Genomic DNA, 21,951 nt, shown 5'->3' on the forward strand with positions numbered 1-21,951 from the left:
ATGGGCCGCTTGACCCGTGGGAGAGACGCAGCGAAACAATAGCGGAATGCTATGTTCCGCCTCGACGAATTTCGCTATCCGCTCACGTCATGATGCAGGTCGCCTACAGCAAGGACGCCGTGAGGGCACTGACCCGCATGCCGGCGAACGTAGCGAGACTCATTCGAACGAAGATCGACGAATATGCCGGACATCCGGGGTCTCAGGCCAACAACGTGAAGGCTCTGAAGGGTCAGCATGGTGTCTATCGCCTGCGGGTCGGCGACTGGCGAATCCTGTTCACCCAGGACGGGCATATCCTCGCCATCATTAAAATCGCGCCTCGCGGTAGCGCATACGATTAAATCAGGACGGTTCGCCATGGGTGCCCAGACGATCGTGACGGCAGGGGGCGAGCGACTCGTCGTGTTGCCGGAAGCGGAATACGAAGCCCTGCTCGAAGCCGCCGAGAATGCGGAGGATCGCCTTGCCGTCACCGAGTTTCAGCGCAAGCTCGCCCTCGGTGAAGAAGAACTCGTGCCCTCGGCGATCGTCGAACGATTGCTTTCGGGTGAGAATCGCATCCGTGTCTGGCGCGACCATCGCGGCATGACGGCGGCAGCCCTCGCAGACAAAGCCGGTATCGCGCAGGCCTACCTGTCGCAGATCGAGACGGGAAAACGGGAGGGGACAATCGAGACCCTGTGCAAGCTCGCCTCGGCCCTGGCCGTCTCCCTCGACGATCTCGTCGGGTTCGGGCCCCACGGGACCGGAACGGAGAATCGCGATACGAGTAAGACATCGGCATGACCACGTCTCACATTCCGTATCGCTCGCCGCTCTCTCCGACAGCGAGACTTGCGATCGCCATCCTGCCCGTGGTGGCCACATCGGTGATCGGCTCGCTCAGCACCACGCCGAACATCGAGGGCTGGTATGCCGGCCTGACGAAGCCCGGCTTCAACCCGCCGAACTGGCTGTTCCCGGTGGCCTGGACCATCCTCTACGCGATGATCGCGCTGTCGTTCTGGCGTTTGCTCGGAGCGTCTCCGGCGACGGGTCCGATGCGGCGGGGTTGGTGGCTGGCGGTCGGTGCCTTCCTCGCCCAGCTCGCGCTCAACGCGGCCTGGTCGCCGGTCTTCTTCTCGGCCCATGCCCTCGGCTGGGCGGGAATCGTCGCCGGGGCGATGCTGGTGATGATCCTTTGGACCATCCGCCTGTCCTGGCGCTTCGACCGGTTCGCGGCGTGGCTGCTCGTGCCCTACGCCGCCTGGGTCGCCTTCGCGACTCTGCTCACCGTCACGCTCTGGCGGTTGAACTGATCGATTCCTACTCCGCCGCCTCGACGAACACCGTGCCGGCGCGCGGCAGGTCGAGCGTGTCCCAGGTCTCCGTCAGGGCCGCCGTCAGCTTGGCGATGCGGGCTGCGTCGTGGAACGGCGAAGGCGTGATCCGCAGGCGCTCGGTGCCGCGCGGCACGGTGGGGTAGTTGATCGGCTGGATGTAGATGCCGTGCTGTTCGAGAAGGTGGTCGGCCGCCGCCTTGCACAGCTCGGCATCGCCCACCATCACCGGCACGATATGGGTCTCGGTGGGGAGGACCGGCAGGCCCGCCTCTTCCAGCGCGGCCTTGGTGAGGGCGGCCTGGCGCTGATGCGCCGCGCGCTCCACCTGCGAGCGCTTGAGGTAGCGCACCGAGGCGCGGGCCGCCGCCGCGATGGCTGGCGGCAGGGCGGTGGTGAAGATGAAGCCCGGCGCATGGCTGCGCACGGCATCGCACAGCACGGTGGAAGCGGTGATGTAGCCGCCGACACAGCCGAAGCCCTTGGCCAGGGTGCCCTCGATCACATCGACCCGGTGCATCACCCCGTCGCGCTCGGCGATGCCGCCGCCGCGCTCGCCGTAGAGCCCCACCGCATGGACCTCGTCGAGATAGGTCATGGCGCCGTACTTGTCGGCGAGGTCGCAGATGGCGGTGATGTCGGAGACGTCGCCATCCATTGAATAGACGCTCTCGAAGGCGATCAGCTTGGGGCGGTCCCCGGCGGCGATCAGCAGTTCCTCGAGATGGGCGAGATCGTTGTGGCGGAAGATGCGCTTCTCGCAGCCGGAATGGCGCACGCCCTCGATCATCGAATTGTGGTTGAACGCATCCGACAGGATCAGACAGTTCGGAATCAGCTTGGCGATGGTGGAGATGCCGGCCTGGTTCGAAACGTAGCCCGAGGTGAAGACGAGGCCTGCCTCCTTGCCGTGCAGGTCGGCGAGCTCACGCTCCAGATCCACCAGCGGCGAGTTGTTGCCGGCGATGTTGCGGGTGCCGCCAGCGCCGACGCCGCATCGGGCGGCGGTCTTGGTCATGGCCGAGACCACGTCCGGATGCTGGCCCATGCCAAGGTAATCGTTCGAACACCATACGGTGATTTCGCGGGTGCCACCGTCGGGACGGCGCCAGTTGGCGGTGGGAAAACGTCCGGCGATCCGCTCGATATCGGCGAAGACCCGGTAGCGCCGCTCGTCGTGCAGCCGGTCCACCGCCCTGCGGAAGTAGCCTTCGTAATCGGTTCGTCCGTGCCCGAACGACGCGCGGGTAGAGGATCCTTCGGCCGAGGGATCACGGGGCGTCGTCGTATCGCTGATCATCGTCATCGCGGGCATCCGATTCACGGGCATCCGTCCTTCACGCTATGGCCGACCGCATGTCAGCGCCGCTCTAGGCGGCCTCGGCATCCGCTCGTCTGCATTCAGCAGCAGCATCGTTACAAAGGGCTTGTTCCGAAGCACCAAACTCTCCGCTGCAGGCCTCGTCGATATGAGTCCCGCTGGCGCAACGATCTCGCTTCGCATGGCGCGGAAGGAATCAGACGGTGCTGATTTCGACGCCACGGCCCTGACGATACAGGCGAACTTGGAATTGGTTCAAGTCGACTCCTGCATTCCAGCTCTGCGCCTGTTGAGACCGGGTCGCAAAGCCGGTATTTCGCCCTGGCGACGAAGGGTCGCGCAGTGATCGCCATGAAGAACGATGCCACGCGGAACGAGCGCCTGAAGGCGGCCCTGCGGGACAACCTGAAACGGCGCAAGGTGCAGACGAGGGTCCGTGGGCAGGCAGCGGCCGCAGCGGAAACAGGCGATGCCGATGAGCGACCGGACGCGAAGCCGGATCGCGACGGAGACGGCTGACGATCCTTTTTCGGACAAAACTCACGTATAGGCGGCTCGATAAGGCCGTGCCGCGAGCGCACCGCTACCGTTTGCAGAACCAGGATGGCGCCGCCCTCTCGTTACGGGGAGGGGCGTGACGCCGCGCGAAGGACGACGATGGACCGGATCAACATCATCGGCGGAAAGCCGCTCCACGGCGTCATTCCGATCTCGGGCGCCAAGAACGCCGCCCTGCCGCTGATGATCGCGAGCCTGATGACGGGGGAATCCCTCGAACTCATGAACGTGCCGCGCCTCGCCGACATCCACGCCCTGCTGCGCATCCTCGGCAACCACGGCGTCGACCACATGGTGGAGGGCAAGCGCCCGGGCGATACGACGGAGACCGGCCAGACCATCAGGCTCACCGCCTCCCACGTCATCGACACCACCGCGCCCTACGAACTCGTCTCCACCATGCGGGCGAGTTTCTGGGTCATCGCGCCGCTGCTCGCACGGTTCGGCGAGGCCCGTGTCTCGATGCCCGGCGGCTGCGCCATCGGCACCCGCCCCATCGACCTCATGCTGATGGCCCTGGAGCGCCTCGGCGCCACCGTGGAGATCGACGGCGGCTACGTGGTGGCGAAGGCCAAGAGCGGCTTGCGCGGCGGCGAGATCCATTTTCCCAAGGTCACGGTGGGCGGCACCCATGTGGCGCTGATGGCGGCGGCGCTCGCCAACGGATCGACCCTGATCGAGAATGCCGCGCGTGAGCCGGAAGTCGTCGATCTCGCCGATTGCCTCATCAAGATGGGCGCCAAGATCTCGGGGGCCGGCACCCCGCGCATCACCATCGAGGGTGTCTCGCGCCTCAACGGCGCCCGCCACACCGTCCTGCCGGACCGGATCGAGACCGGCACCTACGCCATGGCGGCTGCCATGGTGGGGGGCGACGTGACCCTGGAGAACACCCGGGCCGACCTGCTGCACAGCGCGCTCGACGTGCTGACGACGACGGGCGCCGAGATCACCAGCACCGCCGACACGATCCGCATTCGGCGCAATGGCGGCGGCATCGCTGCGGTGGACGTGACCACGGACCCGTTCCCCGGCTTCCCCACCGACCTCCAGGCGCAGTTCATGGCGCTGATGACCCTCGCCAAGGGCCAGTCCCACATCCGCGAGACCATCTTCGAGAACCGCTTCATGCACGTGCAGGAACTGGCGCGCCTCGGGGCCAGGATCCGGCTCGAGGGCGATCTCGCCATCGTCGACGGCGTGGAGCGCCTCAAGGGCGCGCCCGTCATGGCGACCGACCTGCGCGCCTCGGTCTCCCTGGTCATCGCCGGCCTCGCCGCCGAGGGCGAGACCAGCATCAACCGGGTCTATCATCTCGATCGCGGCTTCGAAGCGCTCGAAGCCAAGCTCGGCCGTTGCGGCGCCGAGATCAGCCGCATCCGCTCCTGAGCCTCTCCTGTCCGGGAGGCGGTCCTCGCCTCCCGGACAAGGACATTATTCCAGCACGTTGCCGCGCTTGGGGCCGAATCCCGGGATGTCGCAGCGGCAGGGCGACTGGATCGGGCTCGGATAGGCGGGGCAATTGCCGCGCGCCGTGACGCAGACGCTACCCATGCGCTGGCGTCCGTATCGCTGCTGCTGCACCGGCCGACGCTCGCCATCCTCGTAGGGCCGGGCATAGCCGTCGTAGCGATCATAGCCCCGCGGCCGGTCGTCGCCGTAGGGCGAACGGCCACGAGGCGACCTGTCGTAGCCATCGTCGATGCGGAACTGGACCTGCGCCTGGGCCTGCCCCAGGCCGAGGGCCGTCGTCGCCGCCAGGGCGGTCAGGGCGGCGAAGGCGATGCGGCATACGGGTCCGAGAATCATGGTGGTGGATGTCCCAATCGAGAGTTCGGCGAAAGACTAACCTGTTCCGCATGAACGCCGTCTGACGTCGCCCCCCGCAAACGGCCCATATCGCCGGCACGCCGTAATTGTTCCGGGCCGCGCAGTTGCCGCAGGGCGGCCGCCTCGCTACCTACGGCCGACCCTCTTCCACATCCGGCGCCCGATCCGGCGGCGTCCGGCCAGATGCGAACCCGACATGGAGCTCCTCAAGCTCGCTGCCCTCGACGCGGAGGATCTCGCGATCCTCTCGGCCCATCTTCAGGATGCGGTCCTGCTCCCGCAGGATCTCGCTTATCTCGCACCGTCACACCGCTTCGTGCTGGTGGGGCGGCGTTTCGACTGGTCGGCCCCGGAGGGGGAGGCCCCGCGCCGTCGCCTCACCGGCCTCCATTTCGAGCGGGTCATGGCCGTGCGCGCGCGCGGAATCACGCCCGGCTCCACCTCCGACGAGCCTCTCAACCTTCTGGCCGTCACCTTCGAGCCGAAGGAGGAACCCTCCGGCACCATCACCCTGGTCTTTGCCGGCAAAGTAGCGATCCAGCTCGATGTGGAATGCATCGAGGCGCGGCTGAAGGATCTCGGTCCGGTCTGGGAGGTGGAAGGCCGCCCCGATCACGAGGCGGCGCAAGCCGGCCGCGCCGCGATCCAAGGTGATGCGGGTACGGCTCCCTCCGACAAGGACAACGTCGTGAAAGATTCTGCCTGATGGTGCGCCTCGACAGCCGCGACGCCGATTTCGCCACCGCCTTCGCCGGTCTTCTCAGCGTCAAGCGCGAGATCTCCGAGGATGTGGACGAGACCGTTCGCGGGATCATCGCCGGTGTGATCTCCGGGGGCGACGCCGCCCTGGTGGATTACACCCGCCGCTTCGACCGGCTCGGCGAGGACTTCTCCGCCGCGACCCTGCGGGTGACCCCGGATGAGGTACGGGCTGCCATCGCCGCCTGCCCGGCCGAGTCCCTCGATGCCCTGCGGCTCGCCGCGACCCGCATCGAGACGTTCCATCGCGGCCAGGTACCCGGCGACCACATGGCCACCGACGATCTCGGCGTGACGTCCGGCTGGCGTTGGACGTCGTTGGAATCGGTGGGGCTCTACGTGCCCGGCGGGACGGCGAGCTACCCCTCTTCCGTCCTCATGAACGCCATTCCGGCTCGCGTCGCCGGGGTCCCGCGTGTCGTTATGGTCGTGCCGATGCCCGAGGGACAGATGAACCCCCTGGTCCTGGCCGCGGCGGACCTTGCCGGCGTCACCGAGATCTACCGGATCGGCGGGGCCCAGGCCGTGGCGGCGCTGGCCTACGGCACCGAGACCATCGCCCCCGTGGCCAAGATCGTCGGACCGGGCAATGCCTGGGTGGCCGCCGCCAAACGCCGGGTGTTTGGGCAGGTCGGAATCGACATGATCGCCGGTCCGTCCGAGGTGCTGATCCTCGCCGACGGTCATGCCAACCCCGATTGGGTGGCCGCCGACCTCCTCGCCCAGGCCGAGCACGATGTCGCCGCCCAGTCGATTCTCATCACCGATTCGCCCGCCCTCGCCGATGCGGTGGAGATCGCGGTGGAACGCGCTTTGGCCACCCTGCCCCGCGCCGACATCGCCCGGGCGAGCTGGCGCGATTACGGCGCGATCGTCCTCGTCTCGGATTTCGAGGAGGCCGTGCCCCTGGTCGACCGCCTCGCCCCGGAGCATCTGGAGATCGAGACCGCCGACCCGGAGGCCCTGGCCGCCAAGGTCCGCAATGCCGGTGCGATCTTCCTCGGCAGCCATACGCCGGAAGCCATCGGCGATTACGTCGGCGGCCCGAACCACGTACTGCCCACCGCCCGCTCGGCACGGTTCTCCTCGGGCCTCGGCGTGCTCGACTTCATGAAGCGGACGACGATCCTGCGCTGCGATCCCGCCGCGCTGAGGGCCTTGGGGCCGGCAGCCATCGCGCTGGGACGGTCGGAGGGCCTCGACGGCCACGCCCGCTCGGTCGCGATCCGCCTGAATCTGTGAGGGGACGATGGCCGGCTCAGAACAACCAGAAACAGGACAAGCGGCAGAGAAAGCGTCGTCCATCCACCGCCTCGCGGCGGTGACCTTCGACGAGGATTCCATCGGCCGGGGCAATCCCGATCAAGAGCACGAGCGCGCCATCGCGATTTTCGACATCCTGGAGGAGAACCACTTCTCCATTCCCGGACGCGAGGGCCCCTACGCCCTCACCCTCGGCCTCGTGGAGAACAAGCTCTCCTTCGCGATCCGCCGGCAGGACGGCGAGCCGGTGATGACCCATCTCCTGTCGCTGACCCCGTTCCGCCGGGTGATCCGCGACTACGAGATGATCTGCGAGAGCTACTACAACGCGATCAAGACCGCCTCACCGACCCAGATCGAGGCGATCGACATGGGACGGCGCGGCCTGCACAACGAAGCCTCCGAACTCCTCCGGCAGCGCCTCGAAGGCAAGGTCGATCTCGACCACGACACCGCGCGACGCCTATTCACCTTGGTCTTCGCCTTGCACTGGAAGGCGTGAGCGCCCTCCCCGTCGTTTGAAGCCCGAGGCAGTCACCGGATGGCGGAAGAGGCCGGCCCGAAGAAGACGCGCGTGCAGTCGGTGCTGTTCATGTGCAACTTCAACGCCGTGCGGTCCCTCGCGGCGGAGGCGGTGGCGCGTCACTATTTCGGCAAGTCCACCTATGTGCAGTCGGCGGGCGTCCGTTCGGGCGAGCCGGCAGACCCGTTCATGGTTGCGGCCCTCGACGAGATCGGCATCAACGCCTCGAAACACCGGCCCCGGACGCTCCTCGAACTCGAGGAGTGGGAGGGGCTGAATTTCGACCTCATCATCACCCTGTCGCCGGAGGCGCACCACGCGGCTCTGGAGGTCACTCGGACCAACGCCGTCGACGTGGAATACTGGCCGACGCCGGACCCGACGCTGATGCAGGAAGCCTCACGCGATCAGCGCCTCGAAGCCTATCGCGACGTCCGTGACGGGTTGATCACCCGAATCAAGGCCCGGCTGAAGCCGTAATGCGCCGGAGCGAGGTCACCGCTCCGTAGCTCTTCTCGGCGATGCGCTCCACCGCCACCCCCAGGGGCTCCACCGCCACCGCCATGTGGTGGCCGTTGGCGTGGATGAGGCGGGTCTCGTCCAGCATCATCCCCACATGGCCGCGCCAGAAGACGAGATCGCCCCGGACCAGGCCGTCGAGGTGCTGGGGCAGCGCCGTGCCGAGAGCCGCTTCCTGCTGATCCGCGTCGCGGGGGGACGGAATGCCCGCCATGGCGAGGCAAAGCTGGACGAGGCCCGAGCAATCGAGCCCGAGACTGGTGCGACCTCCCCACAGATAGGGCGTGCCCACGAGACGCTCGGCGGTTGCGGCAGGGTCGGACTCCACTGTGCCGACCGGGACGCAATGATCGGCGAAGACGTAAGAGCCCTCTGCCAAGCGCAGGAACTCGCCCTCCTGCCCGGTGACGCCCAGCCCTGCGCCGAGGCTCACGTGCCCGAGTGGTGGCCGTTTCATGTTGGCGGCCGGATAGAGGAAAGTCCGAATGGCCGTCACCCGATGGGTCGGGGACGGGACGCCCAGGGCGCAGGATTCCGCCGGCAGGTAGCCGACATAGCCGTCGGATTCGAACTGTACGAAGGTGAAGCCGTCGCTCGTGTCGTAGAGGGTCAGGGGATCGCCCATGACCGCTTCGGTCTCGATGCCGGCGTCGAGACTCGGTCGCCGCCGCAAGGGCGCGGATGCCACGATGAGCCGGCCGGGCTGCCCCGCTACATAGCGTTCGGCGTCGATCCGGCCGCGCAGGCGGAGATCGGCGAGGTCGGGGCGGGCCGGAACCAGCCTGGAATCGGTGAGATCGGTGATGGGAAACATGATGGGCGCAGTATCGACGGGAGCCCGACGGCGCGCAACGCATCGGACGAGGCCCCAACGGAGCCACTGGAATATGCGTCATAATGACGCGTATCTTGCTCCTCCGATGGGCATTCGCTCAGGCAATCGAATAGGGAAAGGGCATCCCGGCCTCGATCTGGCGGAATTTCCGACTCCAACGGCGGGGAATGCGCGAAACGCGTGGGTGCATCGTTAAAATGGTGCAATGCACCGGAGCCCCTGTCGCGCTATCCTCGGCTCATGTCGAGCGTGGGCCGAGTCGTGAAGAAGACGCCGAAATCCTTCCAGGACCTGCCCCCGATCCGCGTGCGGCGCGAACCGCCCACGATCCCCGAGGCGGTCGCTGCCGCGCAGGATCTCGCGGACGATCTCGAACAGCAGGTCGAGATTGCCGCTGGCCTGATCGGACTTCCCCTCGACGAGGTGCGCCCACACGTGCTCGCCGCCGGGAAGCAGAAGCCCGAGAAGATCTCCGAGCGCATCCTCACCGCCGGCAGCCCGAGCCGGGCGCCGCGCACCGTCATCGTCGAGCGTCGTACCCGCCCGCCCGTCGTGGTGGAACGGCGCGGCCGTCCCCTCGACGGACGGCGCTGACCGCCTACCAGGCCAAGGTCGCGCCGGTATAGTCGAGATAGGCGATGCCGGGTTTGCCGAGCCGATTCTCGATGACGTCGGCCAGACCGGCGACGCTCGTCGCCACGTCGAGATCCGCCTCCTCACCACCCATCTCCGTGCGGACCCAGCCGGGATGGAGAAGGACCACGCCGAACCCTTCGTCGCGGTGACGGATCTCGAAACTGATGGCCAGCGTGTTCAACGCTGCCTTGCTCGCGCGGTAGGTCTCCCATCCGCCACTCTCGTTGAGGGAGACGCTGCCGAGGACGGAACTCATGAAGGCGATGAGACTGTTGCCCGCCAGCCGATCGCGAAACCGTTCGGCGAAGCGGATCGGGCTGATGGCATTGGTGAGGTAGACCTGCGCGGCGACCTCGCGTGGGACCTCATGAGCAGGATCGTGCGCCTGGGTCGCCACGCCGGCCACCACGAAGATCAGGTCGTAGCGTTGGTGAGCGAGCCGATCGTGGAGAGTGGCAACCGCCGCGTCATCATCGATATCGGCGGTCTCGACGCCGAGCGCGTCGGAGGCCAAAGCCGCCAATCCGGCGGAAGGCGAGCGCTGGGTGGCGGTGACCGCCCAGCCGCGCGCGAGGAACGTCTCCACCAATCCGAGGCCCAGGCCGCGCGAAGCCCCGACGATCAATGCGTTCCTGCGTGTTCCGGCCATGGTTGGGGTCCTCCATCGCCGGGGCGAAGCCCGGCATCACGGGCCTAGTTTGGCCTTTTCCTCACGGCGGCAATGGCGGCGGACGCGCTCAATCGGCGGTCTGGACCGACCAGGTGGCATGGCTGATCCGCTCGTCGCGCTCCAACCCGGCCACCACCGCGTCGAGTTCGGCGGAGTCCACCGCCGTCGCCACCAGGGTCGCCACCACCTCCACCGTCTCCTCGCCGCGTTCCACCACCTCGGTGCCGCCGACCGGGTAATGCGCCGCCTCCAGCCGTTCCACGAGAAGGTCGCGGGCGGGGCCGGCATGCTCGGCCGGCACCGTGACCTGGACCTCGTAGGTGGCCTCGGTCTGGCTCTCATCAATGGGGACGCGGTTGATGGCGTTGACGAGGGGCCGCAGCAGAGTGTTGCCGGACAGGATTGCCACCGTGACGAAACAGGCCTCCAGGGGGAAGTCGGCCCCGGCGAAGGCCCCCACCGCCGCCGAGCACCAGAGGGTGGCCGCGGTGTTGAGGCCACGCACGTTCATGCCCTCCTTCATGATGACGCCGGCCCCGAGGAAACCGACGCCGGAGATGACGTAAGCGACCGTGCTCACCGCGCCGCGCGTGCCTTCGAGGCGCATGCCGAGATCGACGAAGGCCGCCGCCCCCACCGCCACCAGCACATTGGTGCGCAGGCCCGCCGTACGCTGGCGATATTGCCGTTCGGCCCCGATCATCGTGCCGAGCACGAAAGCGACGATGAGGCTGAAGGCGGAATTCACGAATTCCGGCAGCGGCGAAGCGAGAAGCGCAGTCATGGGCGCTGCATGTCGCCCGCCCATGACGAAACGGTGACGCTTCGCGCGTCAGCCACCGAGGAAGGCCCGCAGGGCCTTGAGCGTCTCGGGGGCATTCTCCTCCGCAAGGAAATGCCCCGATGTGATGTCCACGGCCTCGGCCTTCGGCGCGAAGGTCCGCTGCCACGCCGCCAGCGGGGTCTCGTGCGAATGGTCGAGATAGCCGTCGCCGGTGAGGATCAGCGTCGGGCAGGAGAGGGTCTTTCCTGCCGCGAGGTCGTCCAGGTCGGCCTCGCGGTCGCGGGTCGCGCCAGCGCGGTAATCCTCGCAGAAGGCGTGGATGCGCTCGGGCACGTTCCAGATCTCGCGATAGAGGCGCAAGGCTTCCGGGACGAAGGGGTCGAGGCTCCGGGCATTGCTCCATTGCCGAAGGAGGCCTTCGAAATAGGCGACCGGATCGCGGCCGATCTCCTCCTCCGGACCGGGGGCCGGTCGGGCCAGGGATGCCCAATGCGATGACACGTCGGGATCGGCTTCGATCCGCTCCCACTGAACGAGGGTGGGTAGGATGTCGAGAAGGGCGAGGCGCTCGATCCGGCCCGGCTCGTCGAGGGCGAGTCGGTAGCCCACGCGCGCGCCGCGATCGTGACCCACGAGTGCGAAGCGGACATGGCCGAGCCGCTCCATGATCGCCACCACGTCGCGACCCATGCGGCGCTTGGAATAGGCCTCGTGATGGGGGTCACCTTTGGGCGCTTCCGACCAGCCGTAGCCTTTCAGATCGAGGCACACCACGCGATGGGTCTCGGCCAAAGCCGGCGCGATGCGGTGCCAGCAGGCATGAATCTGCGGAAAACCGTGCAGCAGGATCAGGGGAGGCGCATCCTTACGACCGCCGTTGCGGGCGAAGAAACGGCCCTCCGGAATGTCGATCCAGTCCGCGCTGAAGCCGGGGAAGAGGTCTGTACTCATGGTCTGCTCCAGTCTGCCCGCTGGGTTGGGACGGAAACCGGGAGGTCGGCCCTCGGTTTCCACCGACGTCTAGCAGGATGCGACATAACGCCGAATTCCGGCTTAGATCCTCGGGATCGGCAGAGAAATCCGCTCCGCATGCATTCGACTTCATGAAATCCCGGTGGTCGGGCATTCTGCCCGATCTCACCCTCGTGTTTCACGGGAAACGTCCAACGGGATTGACGCCGGTGCTCCGCTGCATGCAAACCCGATCGACATAGGGATCTCTTAAGAATCCGCCCGAGGAGACGCGCATGGTGCTGTACGCCGGCCCTGCCACGATCATGCCCCGCTTATCCGTTGCGGCAGCCCTGCGGGCGGCTCCGGCCGACGCGCGCTCATGAGCGACGCGACACTGGCCATGCGTCCCGCTACCTCGGCGGCGCCGGCCGCCGACGAGGCGCTTCGCGCACGCATCCTCGCTCTCCGGGATGGCCTGAGCCACGGACTCATCGGCGCCGAAACCCTCGTGGAGCGCCTGCTCATCGGGCTTCTCACCGGTGGCCATCTCCTCATCGAGGGCGCGCCCGGCCTCGCCAAGACGCGCGCGGTCAAGCGCCTGTCGGACGGACTCGACGGCAGCTTCGCCCGCATCCAATGCACGCCCGACCTGATGCCGGCCGATCTCACCGGCACCACCGTCTGGCGCCAAGATGCCGGTGATTTCGAGTTCCTGCCCGGTCCGCTGTTCCACTCCCTTATCCTCGTGGACGAGGTGAACCGCGCCCCGCCCAAGGTGCAGTCGGCGCTGCTGGAATCCATGGCCGAGGGCCAGATCACGGTCGCCGGCCATACCCATGTCCTGCCCGACCCGTTCATGGTGGTGGCGACCCAGAATCCCATCGAGCATGCGGGAACCTTCCCGCTACCGGAGGCACAGCTCGACCGCTTCCTCCTCCATGTGGTGGTGGAGATGCCCGACGAAGCCTCCGAGCGCCGCATCCTCGACCTCGTCGAGGGCGAACTGAACCACCATGCCGAGGCGATGCCGGTGAAGCTCACCGTGGCGGAGATCCGCGCCGCCCGCGCGGCGGCCCTCAACGTCCACGTCTCGTCGGCCCTCAAGGACTATCTGGTGCGGCTCGTGGCCGGCACCCGCACCGACAAGGCGGCCCCGGATCTCCGCGCCTCGATCGAGCACCCGGCCTCCCCGCGCGGGACGCTGGCGCTCATGCTCGCCGGCAAGGCACGGGCCTATCTGCGTGGCCGCGACCACGTGATCCCGGAGGATATTTCCGATCTCGCCGCCGACGCCCTGGCGCACCGGATCGGGCTCACCTGGCGCGCCGCCGCCGAGGGACAGACCGCGCGGGGCATCATCAAGGGCCTCGTCCAGCGGGTCCGGGCGCTCTGAAGGCGGAATGGTCGGGTAGCACAGCCATGGCGTCCCCTTCAGGCCCGACCACGGGCTCCGCACACGGCCCCGGTATCCACCTCTCGGGCGAGGCCCTGATGGGGCTACGCCACCTCGCCCGACGCGGCGTCTCCCCGGCCACCCGCACCCTGGCGGGCCTTCCCGGCGGCATCGTCACCCGGCGGCGCGGACGCGGCTCGGAGCCCGACGACGTGCGGCTCTGGTCCGAGGGCGACGACCGCCGCCATATCGACCGCAACGCCACCGCCCGCACCGGCATCCTCCACGTGCGGACCCACCATGACGAGCGCGACCGCGCCGTGGTGCTACTGGCGGATTTCCGCCCTTCCATGCTGTTCGGCACGCGTCGCGCCCTGCGCTCGGTGGCCGCGGCCGAAGCCCTGGTGCTGCTCGGCTGGCGCATCGTCGGCGATGGTGGCCGGATCGGCCTCGTGGCCGCGTCCTCGGGGGAGCCGGTGGTGGTCCGTCCCGGCGGCGGCGAGCGGGCCATGACGGCGGTGACGGGTGCGCTGGCCATGGCCCATGCCCAGGCACTCGCCGCCTCGGACAGGATGGACCCTCCCCTCGACCGCAGCCTCACCGTGGCGGCGAGCCTGCTTCCGTCCGGCGGCCATCTCGTCATCGGCAGCGCGCTGGACGCGCCGGGGCCTGAATTCGACCACCTGCTCACCGTGCTGGCCGAGCGCCTGTCGATCCGCCTCGTCCTCGTCAGCGATGCGTTCGAGCGTAGGAAGCCGGCGGGGTTCTTTCCGTTCGCCACGCCGGACGGGCATCGCGGCACGGTCCAGGTCGGGCGTTCCGCCGCCAATACGGATGGCGCACCCGACGACCGACTCATCGCCTATGCGCGGCGCGGCATCGAAGGTTTGCGCCTCGATGCCGAGGCCGGCCCCGAGGCCTATGCTCCGCTGATGGAACGTCTCGATGCGGTGCTGTAGCGCGTGAACCCGCTTAGCTCCCCCACCGATCTCACCCAGTTGCGCGGCCTGCACCTCCCGGCCGATGCGGGTAGCGGCGCGCAGGGCGAGGTGGTGCTGGCCATCGCGTTGGGCTTCGTCGCGGCCCTTCTCGTCGGCCTCGTCAGGCTGTTGCGGGCACGGGCGAAAGCTTCGGTGCGGGCCTCGGCCCTGCGCGGCCTCGCCGAGACGCGGGCGCTTCCCCCGGACGCACGCCTCATCGCGCAGGCCCGCCTGTTGCGGCGCCTCGCCCGGACGCTCGCCGGCGACGAGGCCGCCTCGACCCAGGGACGCGACTGGGCGGCCACCCTCGACAGCCTCTTTGCCACGGATGTCTTCAGCAAGGGCGCAGGCAGGGTCGTGACGGAGGGCCTGTACCGGCGCTCCTCCCCGGCCGACGTCGAGACCCTCGATGCCGAACTCAGCCGACTTTTCGCGCGGATCAGGGCCTGAGCCGATGCCAGCCTGGTTCACCGCCTTCCTCTCGGCCTTCGATCTCGCCGCGCCCCTGGCGCTGCTGCTCCTGCCGCTGCCCTTTCTCGCGGCACGGCTGCTGCCGCCCGAACGGATGGGATCGAGCGGTGCGTTGCGCGTTCCGTCCACCGTCGTGATGGGCTCCGCCCGAGGGGACGGCGTGGCGGCGCGTGGGCGCGGGCGCTCGCTCCTGATCTGGACCCTCTGGGCCGCCCTGGTGGCGGCGCTCGCCGGACCCCGCCTCGTCCTGCCCGCCACCGCGCTTCCGGCCTCGGGTCGCGAGATCATGCTGGTGATGGACCTGTCCGGCAGCATGGAGCGCCGCGACTTCGCCATCGACGGCGAGACCGTGACGCGGCTCACCGCGGTGAAGCGGGTGGGCACCGACTTCATCCGCCGCCGGGCCGGGGACCGGATCGGCCTCGTGATCTTCGCCAACGAATCCTACGTCGCCGCGAGCCCGAGCTTCGATACCGCCACCGTGGCGCGCGCCCTCGACGAGGCGACGATCGGCCTCGTCGGCCGCTCCACCGGCATCGGCGACGGTCTCGGCCTCGCCCTCAAGCGACTGGTGCCGGCCACCTCCGGCGAGGCGTCCGACATCCCGCCGGCCACATCGAAGGTGGTGGTGCTGATGACGGACGGGGCCAACAATGCGGGCCAGACCACGCCGCGCGACGTGGCGGCTTTGGCCAAGGAACTCGGCGTCAAGGTCCACACCATCGCCCTCGGCCCCCGTGACATGTCCAATGCCGACGGCGAGCAGGATGTGGTCGATGCCGAGACCTTGCGGGACATCTCGACTCTCACCGGGGGCACCTTCTTCCGGGTGAAGACCACCGACGACCTCATCGCCATGGCCGATTCCATCGATGCCATTGAAGGCGGTCGGGCCAAGGCTCCCCCGGTCCCCCTGCGGCAGGACCTGTGGCCCTGGCCCGCTGGCCTTGCTCTCCTCTGCGCGGCGGGCCTGCTGGTGGCGAGGCGCAAGGCATGAGCGCCCTTCTCTCCCTCGCCATCCTGCGGCCCTGGTGGCTCCTGGCGATTCCCGTCATCCTCGTCCTCGCCCTGCGCGCGGCCTGGCGCTCGGCCCCGCTGGGCGATTGGGCGAAGGCGGTCGATCCCGGCCTGATGGCCTTCCTCGAGACGCGCGGAGCCGTCCTCGGTGGTCGGCGCCAGGCCAACCTCGCCGCCGCCATCGCGGCCGGTCTCATCGCCGTCGCCCTCACGGGACCGGCCATCGAGCGCCCGGACGCGGCGACCTTCCGCAACCTCGATGCGACGGTGGTCGTCATCGATCTTTCGCGCTCCGTGGCCGAGGGCGGCCACCTCAAGGAGGTTCGCCAGATCGCCGACAGCGTGGCCCAGGCGGCGGGCACCCGCAGCGTCGCCGTGGTGGTCTATGCCGGCGACGCCTATCTCGCCGCCCCACCGACCACGGATCGCGACGCCCTGAGCCTCGTCCTGTTCGCCCTCGACGGCGACACCGTGCCCGATCGCGGCACCCATCCCGAGCGCGGCCTCGCCATCGCGCGCCGGACCCTGGAGGAGGCCGGCGTCATCGCCGGCGACGTGGTCCTCGTCACCGATGGCGACGGGATCGGCGATGCCGCCATGCGCGAGGCCACTGCGATCCGGAACAAGGGATGGCATCTCCATGCCGTGTTCGTTCCGGCCACCAATTCCCTGCCGGCGGGATCGCCCAAGCCGGACCGGGCGGCCCTCGACCGCGTGACCGGCACGGGCAACGGCCTCACCGTCGATCTCGACAGGCCGGCCGCCCTCCTCGATGTGGTGGGGGCCAGCACGGCGCAACATCTGGCGGCGGGCGGCTACACCGTGCTCGCCTTCGCCGATCTGGGACGCTGGCTGATCCTCTTCGCCCTGCTTCCGGCCCTCGCCTTGTTCCGCAGGAGCGCCTGATGAGCACCGCGCGCCTCTCCTTGTCCGATCGTCTTCCTCTCCCCCGGCATTGGACCGGCTGGGCGAGGATCGCCGGCATTACCCTGACCGGTGTCGGCATTCTCGGCCTCACCCTGGTCTCGGAGCCGCGCACGACGCTCGGTCGCAGCCTGATCAACCTCGGCCTGCCCGGTGCCGCCGCCACCATCCTTGCCGATCCGGCTTGGCGCGGGGCGGCGCTCTACGAGGCCGGGCGCTACGAGGAGGCCATCGCGATCTTCCGGAACGGCGGCCGGCGCAACGCCTACAATCTCGCCAATGCGCTCGCGCGCTCGGGCGACTTCCAGGGCGCCATAGACGCCTACGACGTTGCCCTGCAATACAATCCACGCGATGCGGATGCGCAGGCCAACCGCTCCCTCGTCGCCCGTCTCGTGGCCGAGGGGCCGGGTGATCCGGGCAAGGGCGGCGGCCTCGCCAATGCCACCGCGACGGTGGGCTCGCGCTACAACAAGACGTCGAACCAGGATCCCAACGACGACATGAAGGCCTCCTCCGTCGGTGAGGGACTGGCCGGCAACAAGGAGGGAGGCACCTCCTCCTCGACGCCGGGCAACAGCAAGGTGGCGCGGCGGGGCAAGGCCGAGCAGCAATCGGTGGATTCCGGCAAAGGTGAAGCGAGAGGCTCGGCCAGCGATGCAGCCGGTCGTGGACGCACGGGCGCCGGTTCCGCCATGGTCGCCGCCGCCCCGGAGCGGGAGGCGCGGCGCGTGACGAAGAGTTTCGAGGCGCACGAAATCCGCCCCGACCGCCTCTGGCTCCAGACCCTGCCGGACGATCCGGGCCGGTATCTCAAGCTGCGCCTGAAAGCCGAGCAAGCGGTGCGTGTGGAAGCGGGCACGGCGGTCCCGGCAGGAAGCAACCCATGGTGAGCGGAGTGTATCGCCCGGATACCAACCCTCCCCCCTCTGCGGGGGAGGGTGCCTGCGGAGCAGGCGAGAGAGGGGACGACCTCTCCGGAACTGGCGCTCCCCTCTCCCGACCCGCTTCGCGGGCCACCCTCCCCCGCAGAGGGGGGAGGGATCACGGACGGCGTGGCATCCTAATGCTCGGCGCGTTCCTATTCCTCGCCGCTCCCGCACAGGCCGAAATCGCTCCCGGCGACCTCACCCTGACGGTGACGCCGGAGCTCAACGGTAACGCTGCGCCGTTCTCGCGGGAAATGGTGCTGCTCCACATTCGCGGCGTCTACCGGCAGGCGATCCTGCTGGAGGAGGTCGTCCAGCCGTCGCTGGCGAATTTCAGCTGGACCCAGCTCGGCCGGGATACCTGGTCGAAGACCCGCTTGCCGGACGGACAGGTGGCGGTAGCCTTCGACCGTACCATCGCGATCTTCCCGCACCATCCGGGCGACTTCACCATCGACCCGTTCATCCACCGCCTAACCATCAACGATGGCGGCACCCGCAAGGTGGTGGACGTTCCCTCCGTACCGGTCTCGCTGCCCGTCGCCAACTGGACGAAGCCGGTGGGCGGCCCCGACGTAAAGGAGCCGTGGTGGCTACCGGCGCGGGACGTCACGATCACGGATTCCTGGAGCCCCGATCCCGAAACGGTGAAGATCGGCGAGACCACGAGGCGCATCGTCACCCTGGAGGCGCAGGGGCTGGTGGCCGAAGGGCTGCCGCCAAGGCCGGTCATGCGCACACGCGGTATCCTCACCTTCGCGGGCCCTGTGACCCGCGAGACGATCATCACCCCGACGGGTCCGGTGGCGCGGGCGACCTATCAATGGGACGTGCGCCCTGCCGTCACCGAGATCGTCCCGCTGGATGCGATCACCATTCCCTGGTTCGACACCGTCTCGCGGACCCTGCGGGAAGCGGAAATCCCGGCCCGCCAGATCGGCGGCGGCCTGCCCGACCGGGACGAGGACGCCAAACCCGTCGCTCCGGCCTCGCCGATGGTCGTTGCGGCTGCGGCCGTGGGAGCTTTCGGGTTCGGCCTCGCCCTCATCGGCTTTGGCGTTCCGAGGCGCTCTCGGACCCTGCGCCTCGACCGTGCGACGCGTCGCGAACTCGCACGCCACGCGGAGGCCGGCGACGGACTGGGTTTCCGCGCTGCCCTCGGCCCGGTCTTCGAGCACGAACCCGAACTCGCGCGGCTCTGGCGCTCCACTCCGGTCATCTCCGAGGCACTGGCCGCCCTCGACGCCTCGCTCTATGGCCGAACCGAGGAAGCGACGCCGGACCTGGCTCTATTAGCCGGCAACCTGTCGAAGCCGTTCAAGATCGACAGGCTTCCCGCCGAGCCGGTCAACCCGTTGGCGGATCTCGATGGTCGGGCTTTGCGACGGTAACCTTTCGTTCACCCTGTTCTGAGAATTTCGAGCCTCGTCCACGGACGGTGAGTTGGGTGGTGAACCCCATCGACAGGGCTTCCGGCGACGGGAGCACGCAGCGGGATGACATGAGCCGAGGGCGCGAGACAGCAGGAGGCCATGCCGCGAGGGTGCTAATCGCGGCATGTTTCGTCGCGTCCGTCTTGGACGGCCCGGCCCGGGCCGCCGATGCGCGGGAGCGCTGGTCCACTCCCTACGGCGTGGAGGCCAACCGCCCTGTCCCGGGAGCCGAGCCGCCGCCGCGTTACTTCCCGCGCGCGGATGAGGACAGCACGCCGCGACGGGAGCGTGCGAGACCCCGACGGGTCGCCTGTATCCCGAGAAGCGTTCCCATCCCCACCGACGCGCCGGACGATCCGAGCTATGTCGGATCGACCTACGGGCTCGGGAAACCGAGCTATTACGGCTTCAAACCGGCACTGGGCGTGGACGATCCCTTCGGTCGGTCCCTCCTACCCTATTGCAACTGACCTTGGGCGCTCGCGGCATCTGGCCTTCCGGCGCCGAGTTGAGATAGTCGGAGGACAGCCCGACATCCCTTAGAGCCCTGCCGAAGAGCCCCGATGAGCAGCCAAGCCTCGCCCGTCACCCCGGTCCGGTTCGACACGGTGGACCCCATGCGGACCTGCATCCGCGCCTGGAAGGCGGCGGGCGACCGTGTCGTCTTGGTGCCTACCATGGGTGCCCTGCACCAGGGCCACCTCTCCCTCGTGACCCGGGCGCGGGAACTGGGGGAGCGGGTCGTGGTCAGCATCTTCGTCAACCCGACGCAGTTCGGGCCGAGCGAGGATTTCTCGCGCTATCCGCGCGATACCGAGGCCGATCTTGCGCTGCTGTCGGAGGCGGGCGTCGATGCCGCCTACCTTCCCACCGTGGAGACGATGTACCCGGCGGATTTCTCCACCAGCCTCACGGTGGCGGGCATCTGCGAGGGATTGTGCGGCGCGTTTCGTCCGGGCCATTTCTCCGGCGTCGCCACGGTGGTGACGAAGCTCGTCAACCAGGTCCAGCCCGATACCGCCCTGTTCGGCGAGAAGGATTTCCAGCAATTGCAGGTCATCCGCCGCGCGGTGCGTGACCTCGACATCCCCGTCGCCATCGGCGGCGTCCCGACATTGCGAGAGGAGGACGGCCTCGCCCTCTCCTCGCGCAACCGCTACCTCGATGCACAGGAGCGACGGATCGCCCCTCTTCTGCACCGCGAACTGTCGATCATCGCCGAAGGATTGCGGGCGGGGAACGCCGCGTCCCCCCTCGTCTCCGCCTCGACCGATCGGCTGATCGCGGCCGGGTTCAGCACGATCCAGTATCTCAGCGTGTGCGATGCCGACACGCTGGCCCCGGTGGAACACGCCACGGGAGCGACCAGGATTCTGGTCGCCGCCTATCTCGGTTCGACGCGACTCATCGACAACGTGGCGGTCTGACAGTCCGTCATCTTACAGTGATTTACTGGCGCGGTCGGTCGAGGCGGTGGGCCATGAAGAAATCGACCATCGCCCGTGACGCATCGGGTCCGCGACGGTCGGTGTAGCTGCCCGACGGGTCGCCCCCCGACCAGGCATGGTTGAGGCCGCGCACGACCCAGCTTTCCACCACCACACGATCGGTCTCGTCGGCATAACGCGTGCGGATATAGGAGAGCCCGCCCGGACTCACGCCGTCCGAGACGGAAGGCGTGAGCGCATCGACGCCGGCCTGGAGCAGGACCTGCTCGCCATTGCGCGGGTGGACGGTGCTGTCGTTCTCACCGTGAACCATGATGGTCGGAACGCGGGGCGTCCCTCCCTGCAGAGTGGCGGCGGCTCCCGAAGGCCCGAGACGCATCGTCGTCAGCGCCGAAGAGACGTCGCCGGCGCATCCGGCCGCGAGGCCGGAATGCACGCCGACGGCGGCGTAGAGATCGGGATAGGCCAGGGCCACGTTGGCGGCGGCCGCGCCACCGGCCGAGAGGCCGGCGATGTAGACCCTGCGCGGATCGACATCGTAGCTTTGCATCACCTCACGGGTAAGGCCAGCGATGATCTCGGCCTCGCCCAGGCCCCGTGCCTGATCGCCGGGCTGGTACCAGTTCCAACAGCGCTGGCCATGGTCCCTCGTGCTCTGGCCTGGATAGGCGACGAGGAACCCTTCCTGCTCGGCAAGGAGGTTCATGCCGGTTCCGGCAGCGAAATCGTCCGGTGACTGGGTGCAGCCGTGCAGCATCACAACCAGGGGAGGATGGGTGACCGTACGGCTAGGAATGTAGAGCTTGTAGTCGCGCGCACCCGCTTCGTTGGCGAAGGAATGCGCGGTGAAAGTTCCCTCTCCCGTGGTGAGAGACGGAACGTTTCCGTCCCGGAACAGCGTCGCAGGATCGAACCCCATGAAGCCGGACGTCGCCGGAGCGGGAGCATTCGCGCCTTGAGCGACCGCGCCTGATGGCGACGACAGGCCGAATTTCCGCGCGACCTGATCCAGGGCCCCACGAAACTGATCGTGCAGACCTTCCGCGATCCCGCCTGCCGAATGCGTGGAGGTTGCGGCGTCCGCCGTCTGACCGGAATGGCTGGCGCCCTGGCTCCCGAACAGGCCGCGCTGGATGAGATCGGACGCTTCCTGCAAGCGGCCCGCCCCCGTCAGCTTGGTGGCTTCGACGAGATCGGCCAGACGTGCCTGTGTCCGGTTCGGGTGATCAGCCATCGCATGATCGCTTTCTTGGGTGTTGGACATGTGTGTCGACGAGCGGCCTGCGGATCTGATCGATGCAGGATAAAAGCTGATCCGGCATCGACGATGGGCTCGATTCGCCTCCGCGCCGACTCGTTGTGCAAAAATGTAAGCTGGTTCT

Annotated in this window: 26 protein-coding genes; 19 read left to right on the forward strand and 7 right to left on the reverse strand. The window is 68.2% G+C overall.

What is annotated here, in order from left to right; translation table 11 throughout:
- Positions 1–89 precede the first annotated feature (89 nt).
- The 3 genes from ACYQML_RS04765 to ACYQML_RS04775 are packed head-to-tail and all read left to right on the forward strand — an operon-like array spanning position 90 to position 1,301.
- Positions 90–344 (forward strand): type II toxin-antitoxin system RelE family toxin, encoded by a 255-nt coding sequence (locus tag ACYQML_RS04765; protein WP_056422885.1) that lies wholly within the window; start codon positions 90–92, stop codon positions 342–344.
- Positions 345–360: 16 nt separating this feature from the next.
- Positions 361–789, forward strand: coding sequence for a helix-turn-helix domain-containing protein (locus tag ACYQML_RS04770; protein ID WP_056422887.1), 429 nt, complete (start codon positions 361–363; stop codon positions 787–789).
- A complete protein-coding gene (locus ACYQML_RS04775; RefSeq protein WP_461234876.1) occupies positions 786–1,301 on the forward strand; it encodes a TspO/MBR family protein in 516 nt (171 codons plus the stop codon). Before ACYQML_RS04770 ends, ACYQML_RS04775 begins: the two co-directional genes overlap by 4 nt.
- 7 nt (positions 1,302–1,308) lie before the next feature.
- On the opposite strand, the gene hemA is transcribed toward ACYQML_RS04775, so the two are convergent.
- Positions 1,309–2,652, reverse strand: a complete 1,344-nt coding sequence (hemA, locus tag ACYQML_RS04780; RefSeq protein WP_207411124.1) for a 5-aminolevulinate synthase — start codon at positions 2,650–2,652, stop codon at positions 1,309–1,311.
- A 342-nt stretch (positions 2,653–2,994) separates the two neighbouring features.
- Between hemA and ACYQML_RS04785 the strand changes: the two genes are divergently transcribed.
- Both ACYQML_RS04785 and murA read left to right on the forward strand, forming a co-directional pair.
- A complete protein-coding gene (locus tag ACYQML_RS04785) occupies positions 2,995–3,162 on the forward strand; it encodes a hypothetical protein (RefSeq protein ID WP_200919015.1) in 168 nt (55 codons plus the stop codon).
- A 138-nt stretch (positions 3,163–3,300) separates the two neighbouring features.
- Positions 3,301–4,590: a UDP-N-acetylglucosamine 1-carboxyvinyltransferase gene (gene murA / locus ACYQML_RS04790; RefSeq protein WP_461234877.1), complete on the forward strand. Its 1,290-nt coding sequence runs from the start codon at positions 3,301–3,303 to the stop codon at positions 4,588–4,590.
- Between the two features lie 45 nt (positions 4,591–4,635).
- On the opposite strand, the gene ACYQML_RS04795 is transcribed toward murA, so the two are convergent.
- The gene (locus tag ACYQML_RS04795) at positions 4,636–5,010 is read right to left on the reverse strand and encodes a hypothetical protein (protein WP_207411126.1); all 375 of its coding nucleotides are present in this window, start codon (positions 5,008–5,010) and stop codon (positions 4,636–4,638) included.
- A gap of 217 nt (positions 5,011–5,227) precedes the next feature.
- On the opposite strand from ACYQML_RS04795, the gene ACYQML_RS04800 reads away from it, so the two are divergent.
- Genes ACYQML_RS04800 through ACYQML_RS04815 form a run of 4 tightly spaced genes read left to right on the forward strand, consistent with a single transcriptional unit; the run spans position 5,228 to position 8,056 of the window.
- Positions 5,228–5,737, forward strand: coding sequence for a DUF2948 family protein (locus ACYQML_RS04800; protein ID WP_056422899.1), 510 nt, complete (start codon positions 5,228–5,230; stop codon positions 5,735–5,737).
- A complete protein-coding gene (gene hisD / locus ACYQML_RS04805) occupies positions 5,737–7,032 on the forward strand; it encodes a histidinol dehydrogenase (protein WP_056422901.1) in 1,296 nt (431 codons plus the stop codon). Before ACYQML_RS04800 ends, hisD begins: the two co-directional genes overlap by 1 nt.
- A gap of 7 nt (positions 7,033–7,039) precedes the next feature.
- A complete protein-coding gene (locus ACYQML_RS04810; RefSeq protein ID WP_056422904.1) occupies positions 7,040–7,555 on the forward strand; it encodes a UPF0262 family protein in 516 nt (171 codons plus the stop codon).
- 39 nt (positions 7,556–7,594) lie between these two features.
- Positions 7,595–8,056, forward strand: a complete 462-nt coding sequence (locus tag ACYQML_RS04815) for an arsenate-mycothiol transferase ArsC (protein WP_056422907.1) — start codon at positions 7,595–7,597, stop codon at positions 8,054–8,056.
- On the opposite strand, the gene ACYQML_RS04820 is transcribed toward ACYQML_RS04815, so the two are convergent.
- The gene (locus tag ACYQML_RS04820; RefSeq protein WP_461235670.1) at positions 8,034–8,900 is read right to left on the reverse strand and encodes a C40 family peptidase; all 867 of its coding nucleotides are present in this window, start codon (positions 8,898–8,900) and stop codon (positions 8,034–8,036) included. The genes ACYQML_RS04815 and ACYQML_RS04820 overlap by 23 nt on opposite strands.
- A 291-nt stretch (positions 8,901–9,191) precedes the next feature.
- On the opposite strand from ACYQML_RS04820, the gene ACYQML_RS04825 reads away from it, so the two are divergent.
- Positions 9,192–9,524, forward strand: a complete 333-nt coding sequence (locus ACYQML_RS04825; protein ID WP_200919017.1) for a hypothetical protein — start codon at positions 9,192–9,194, stop codon at positions 9,522–9,524.
- A gap of 4 nt (positions 9,525–9,528) precedes the next feature.
- On the opposite strand, the gene ACYQML_RS04830 is transcribed toward ACYQML_RS04825, so the two are convergent.
- From ACYQML_RS04830 to ACYQML_RS04840, 3 genes are all read right to left on the reverse strand, one after another.
- Positions 9,529–10,215 (reverse strand): SDR family oxidoreductase, encoded by a 687-nt coding sequence (locus ACYQML_RS04830; RefSeq protein WP_461234878.1) that lies wholly within the window; start codon positions 10,213–10,215, stop codon positions 9,529–9,531.
- Positions 10,216–10,303: 88 nt separating this feature from the next.
- Complete coding sequence (locus tag ACYQML_RS04835; protein WP_461234879.1) at positions 10,304–11,020, reverse strand: MgtC/SapB family protein; 717 nt, start codon at positions 11,018–11,020, stop codon at positions 10,304–10,306.
- Between the two features lie 48 nt (positions 11,021–11,068).
- Entirely contained in the window at positions 11,069–11,971 is a 903-nt protein-coding gene (locus ACYQML_RS04840) for an alpha/beta fold hydrolase (RefSeq protein WP_461234880.1), read from the reverse strand.
- Between the two features lie 382 nt (positions 11,972–12,353).
- Between ACYQML_RS04840 and ACYQML_RS04845 the strand changes: the two genes are divergently transcribed.
- The 9 genes from ACYQML_RS04845 (at position 12,354) to panC (ending at position 20,548) form a co-directional block, all read left to right on the forward strand.
- The gene (locus ACYQML_RS04845; RefSeq protein ID WP_200919019.1) at positions 12,354–13,367 is read left to right on the forward strand and encodes an AAA family ATPase; all 1,014 of its coding nucleotides are present in this window, start codon (positions 12,354–12,356) and stop codon (positions 13,365–13,367) included.
- A 26-nt stretch (positions 13,368–13,393) separates the two neighbouring features.
- Positions 13,394–14,326: a DUF58 domain-containing protein gene (locus ACYQML_RS04850; RefSeq protein ID WP_461234881.1), complete on the forward strand. Its 933-nt coding sequence runs from the start codon at positions 13,394–13,396 to the stop codon at positions 14,324–14,326.
- Between the two features lie 3 nt (positions 14,327–14,329).
- Complete coding sequence (locus tag ACYQML_RS04855; protein ID WP_461234882.1) at positions 14,330–14,797, forward strand: DUF4381 family protein; 468 nt, start codon at positions 14,330–14,332, stop codon at positions 14,795–14,797.
- Positions 14,798–14,801: 4 nt separating this feature from the next.
- Positions 14,802–15,815, forward strand: coding sequence for a VWA domain-containing protein (locus ACYQML_RS04860; protein ID WP_461234883.1), 1,014 nt, complete (start codon positions 14,802–14,804; stop codon positions 15,813–15,815).
- Positions 15,812–16,741: a vWA domain-containing protein gene (locus ACYQML_RS04865; RefSeq protein ID WP_461234884.1), complete on the forward strand. Its 930-nt coding sequence runs from the start codon at positions 15,812–15,814 to the stop codon at positions 16,739–16,741. Before ACYQML_RS04860 ends, ACYQML_RS04865 begins: the two co-directional genes overlap by 4 nt.
- The gene (locus ACYQML_RS04870; RefSeq protein ID WP_461234885.1) at positions 16,741–17,652 is read left to right on the forward strand and encodes a tetratricopeptide repeat protein; all 912 of its coding nucleotides are present in this window, start codon (positions 16,741–16,743) and stop codon (positions 17,650–17,652) included. The genes ACYQML_RS04865 and ACYQML_RS04870 overlap by 1 nt, the downstream gene beginning before the upstream one ends.
- Positions 17,653–17,825: 173 nt before the next feature.
- Positions 17,826–19,079 (forward strand): hypothetical protein, encoded by a 1,254-nt coding sequence (locus tag ACYQML_RS04875; protein WP_461234886.1) that lies wholly within the window; start codon positions 17,826–17,828, stop codon positions 19,077–19,079.
- Positions 19,080–19,189: 110 nt separating this feature from the next.
- The gene (locus tag ACYQML_RS04880; RefSeq protein ID WP_461235671.1) at positions 19,190–19,591 is read left to right on the forward strand and encodes a hypothetical protein; all 402 of its coding nucleotides are present in this window, start codon (positions 19,190–19,192) and stop codon (positions 19,589–19,591) included.
- A gap of 93 nt (positions 19,592–19,684) precedes the next feature.
- Positions 19,685–20,548, forward strand: a complete 864-nt coding sequence (gene panC / locus ACYQML_RS04885; RefSeq protein ID WP_461234887.1) for a pantoate--beta-alanine ligase — start codon at positions 19,685–19,687, stop codon at positions 20,546–20,548.
- A 22-nt stretch (positions 20,549–20,570) separates the two neighbouring features.
- On the opposite strand, the gene ACYQML_RS04890 is transcribed toward panC, so the two are convergent.
- A complete protein-coding gene (locus ACYQML_RS04890) occupies positions 20,571–21,803 on the reverse strand; it encodes an extracellular catalytic domain type 1 short-chain-length polyhydroxyalkanoate depolymerase (protein ID WP_311275640.1) in 1,233 nt (410 codons plus the stop codon).
- Positions 21,804–21,951 lie beyond the last annotated feature (148 nt).

The organism is Methylobacterium sp. CM6244 (assembly GCF_054817885.1).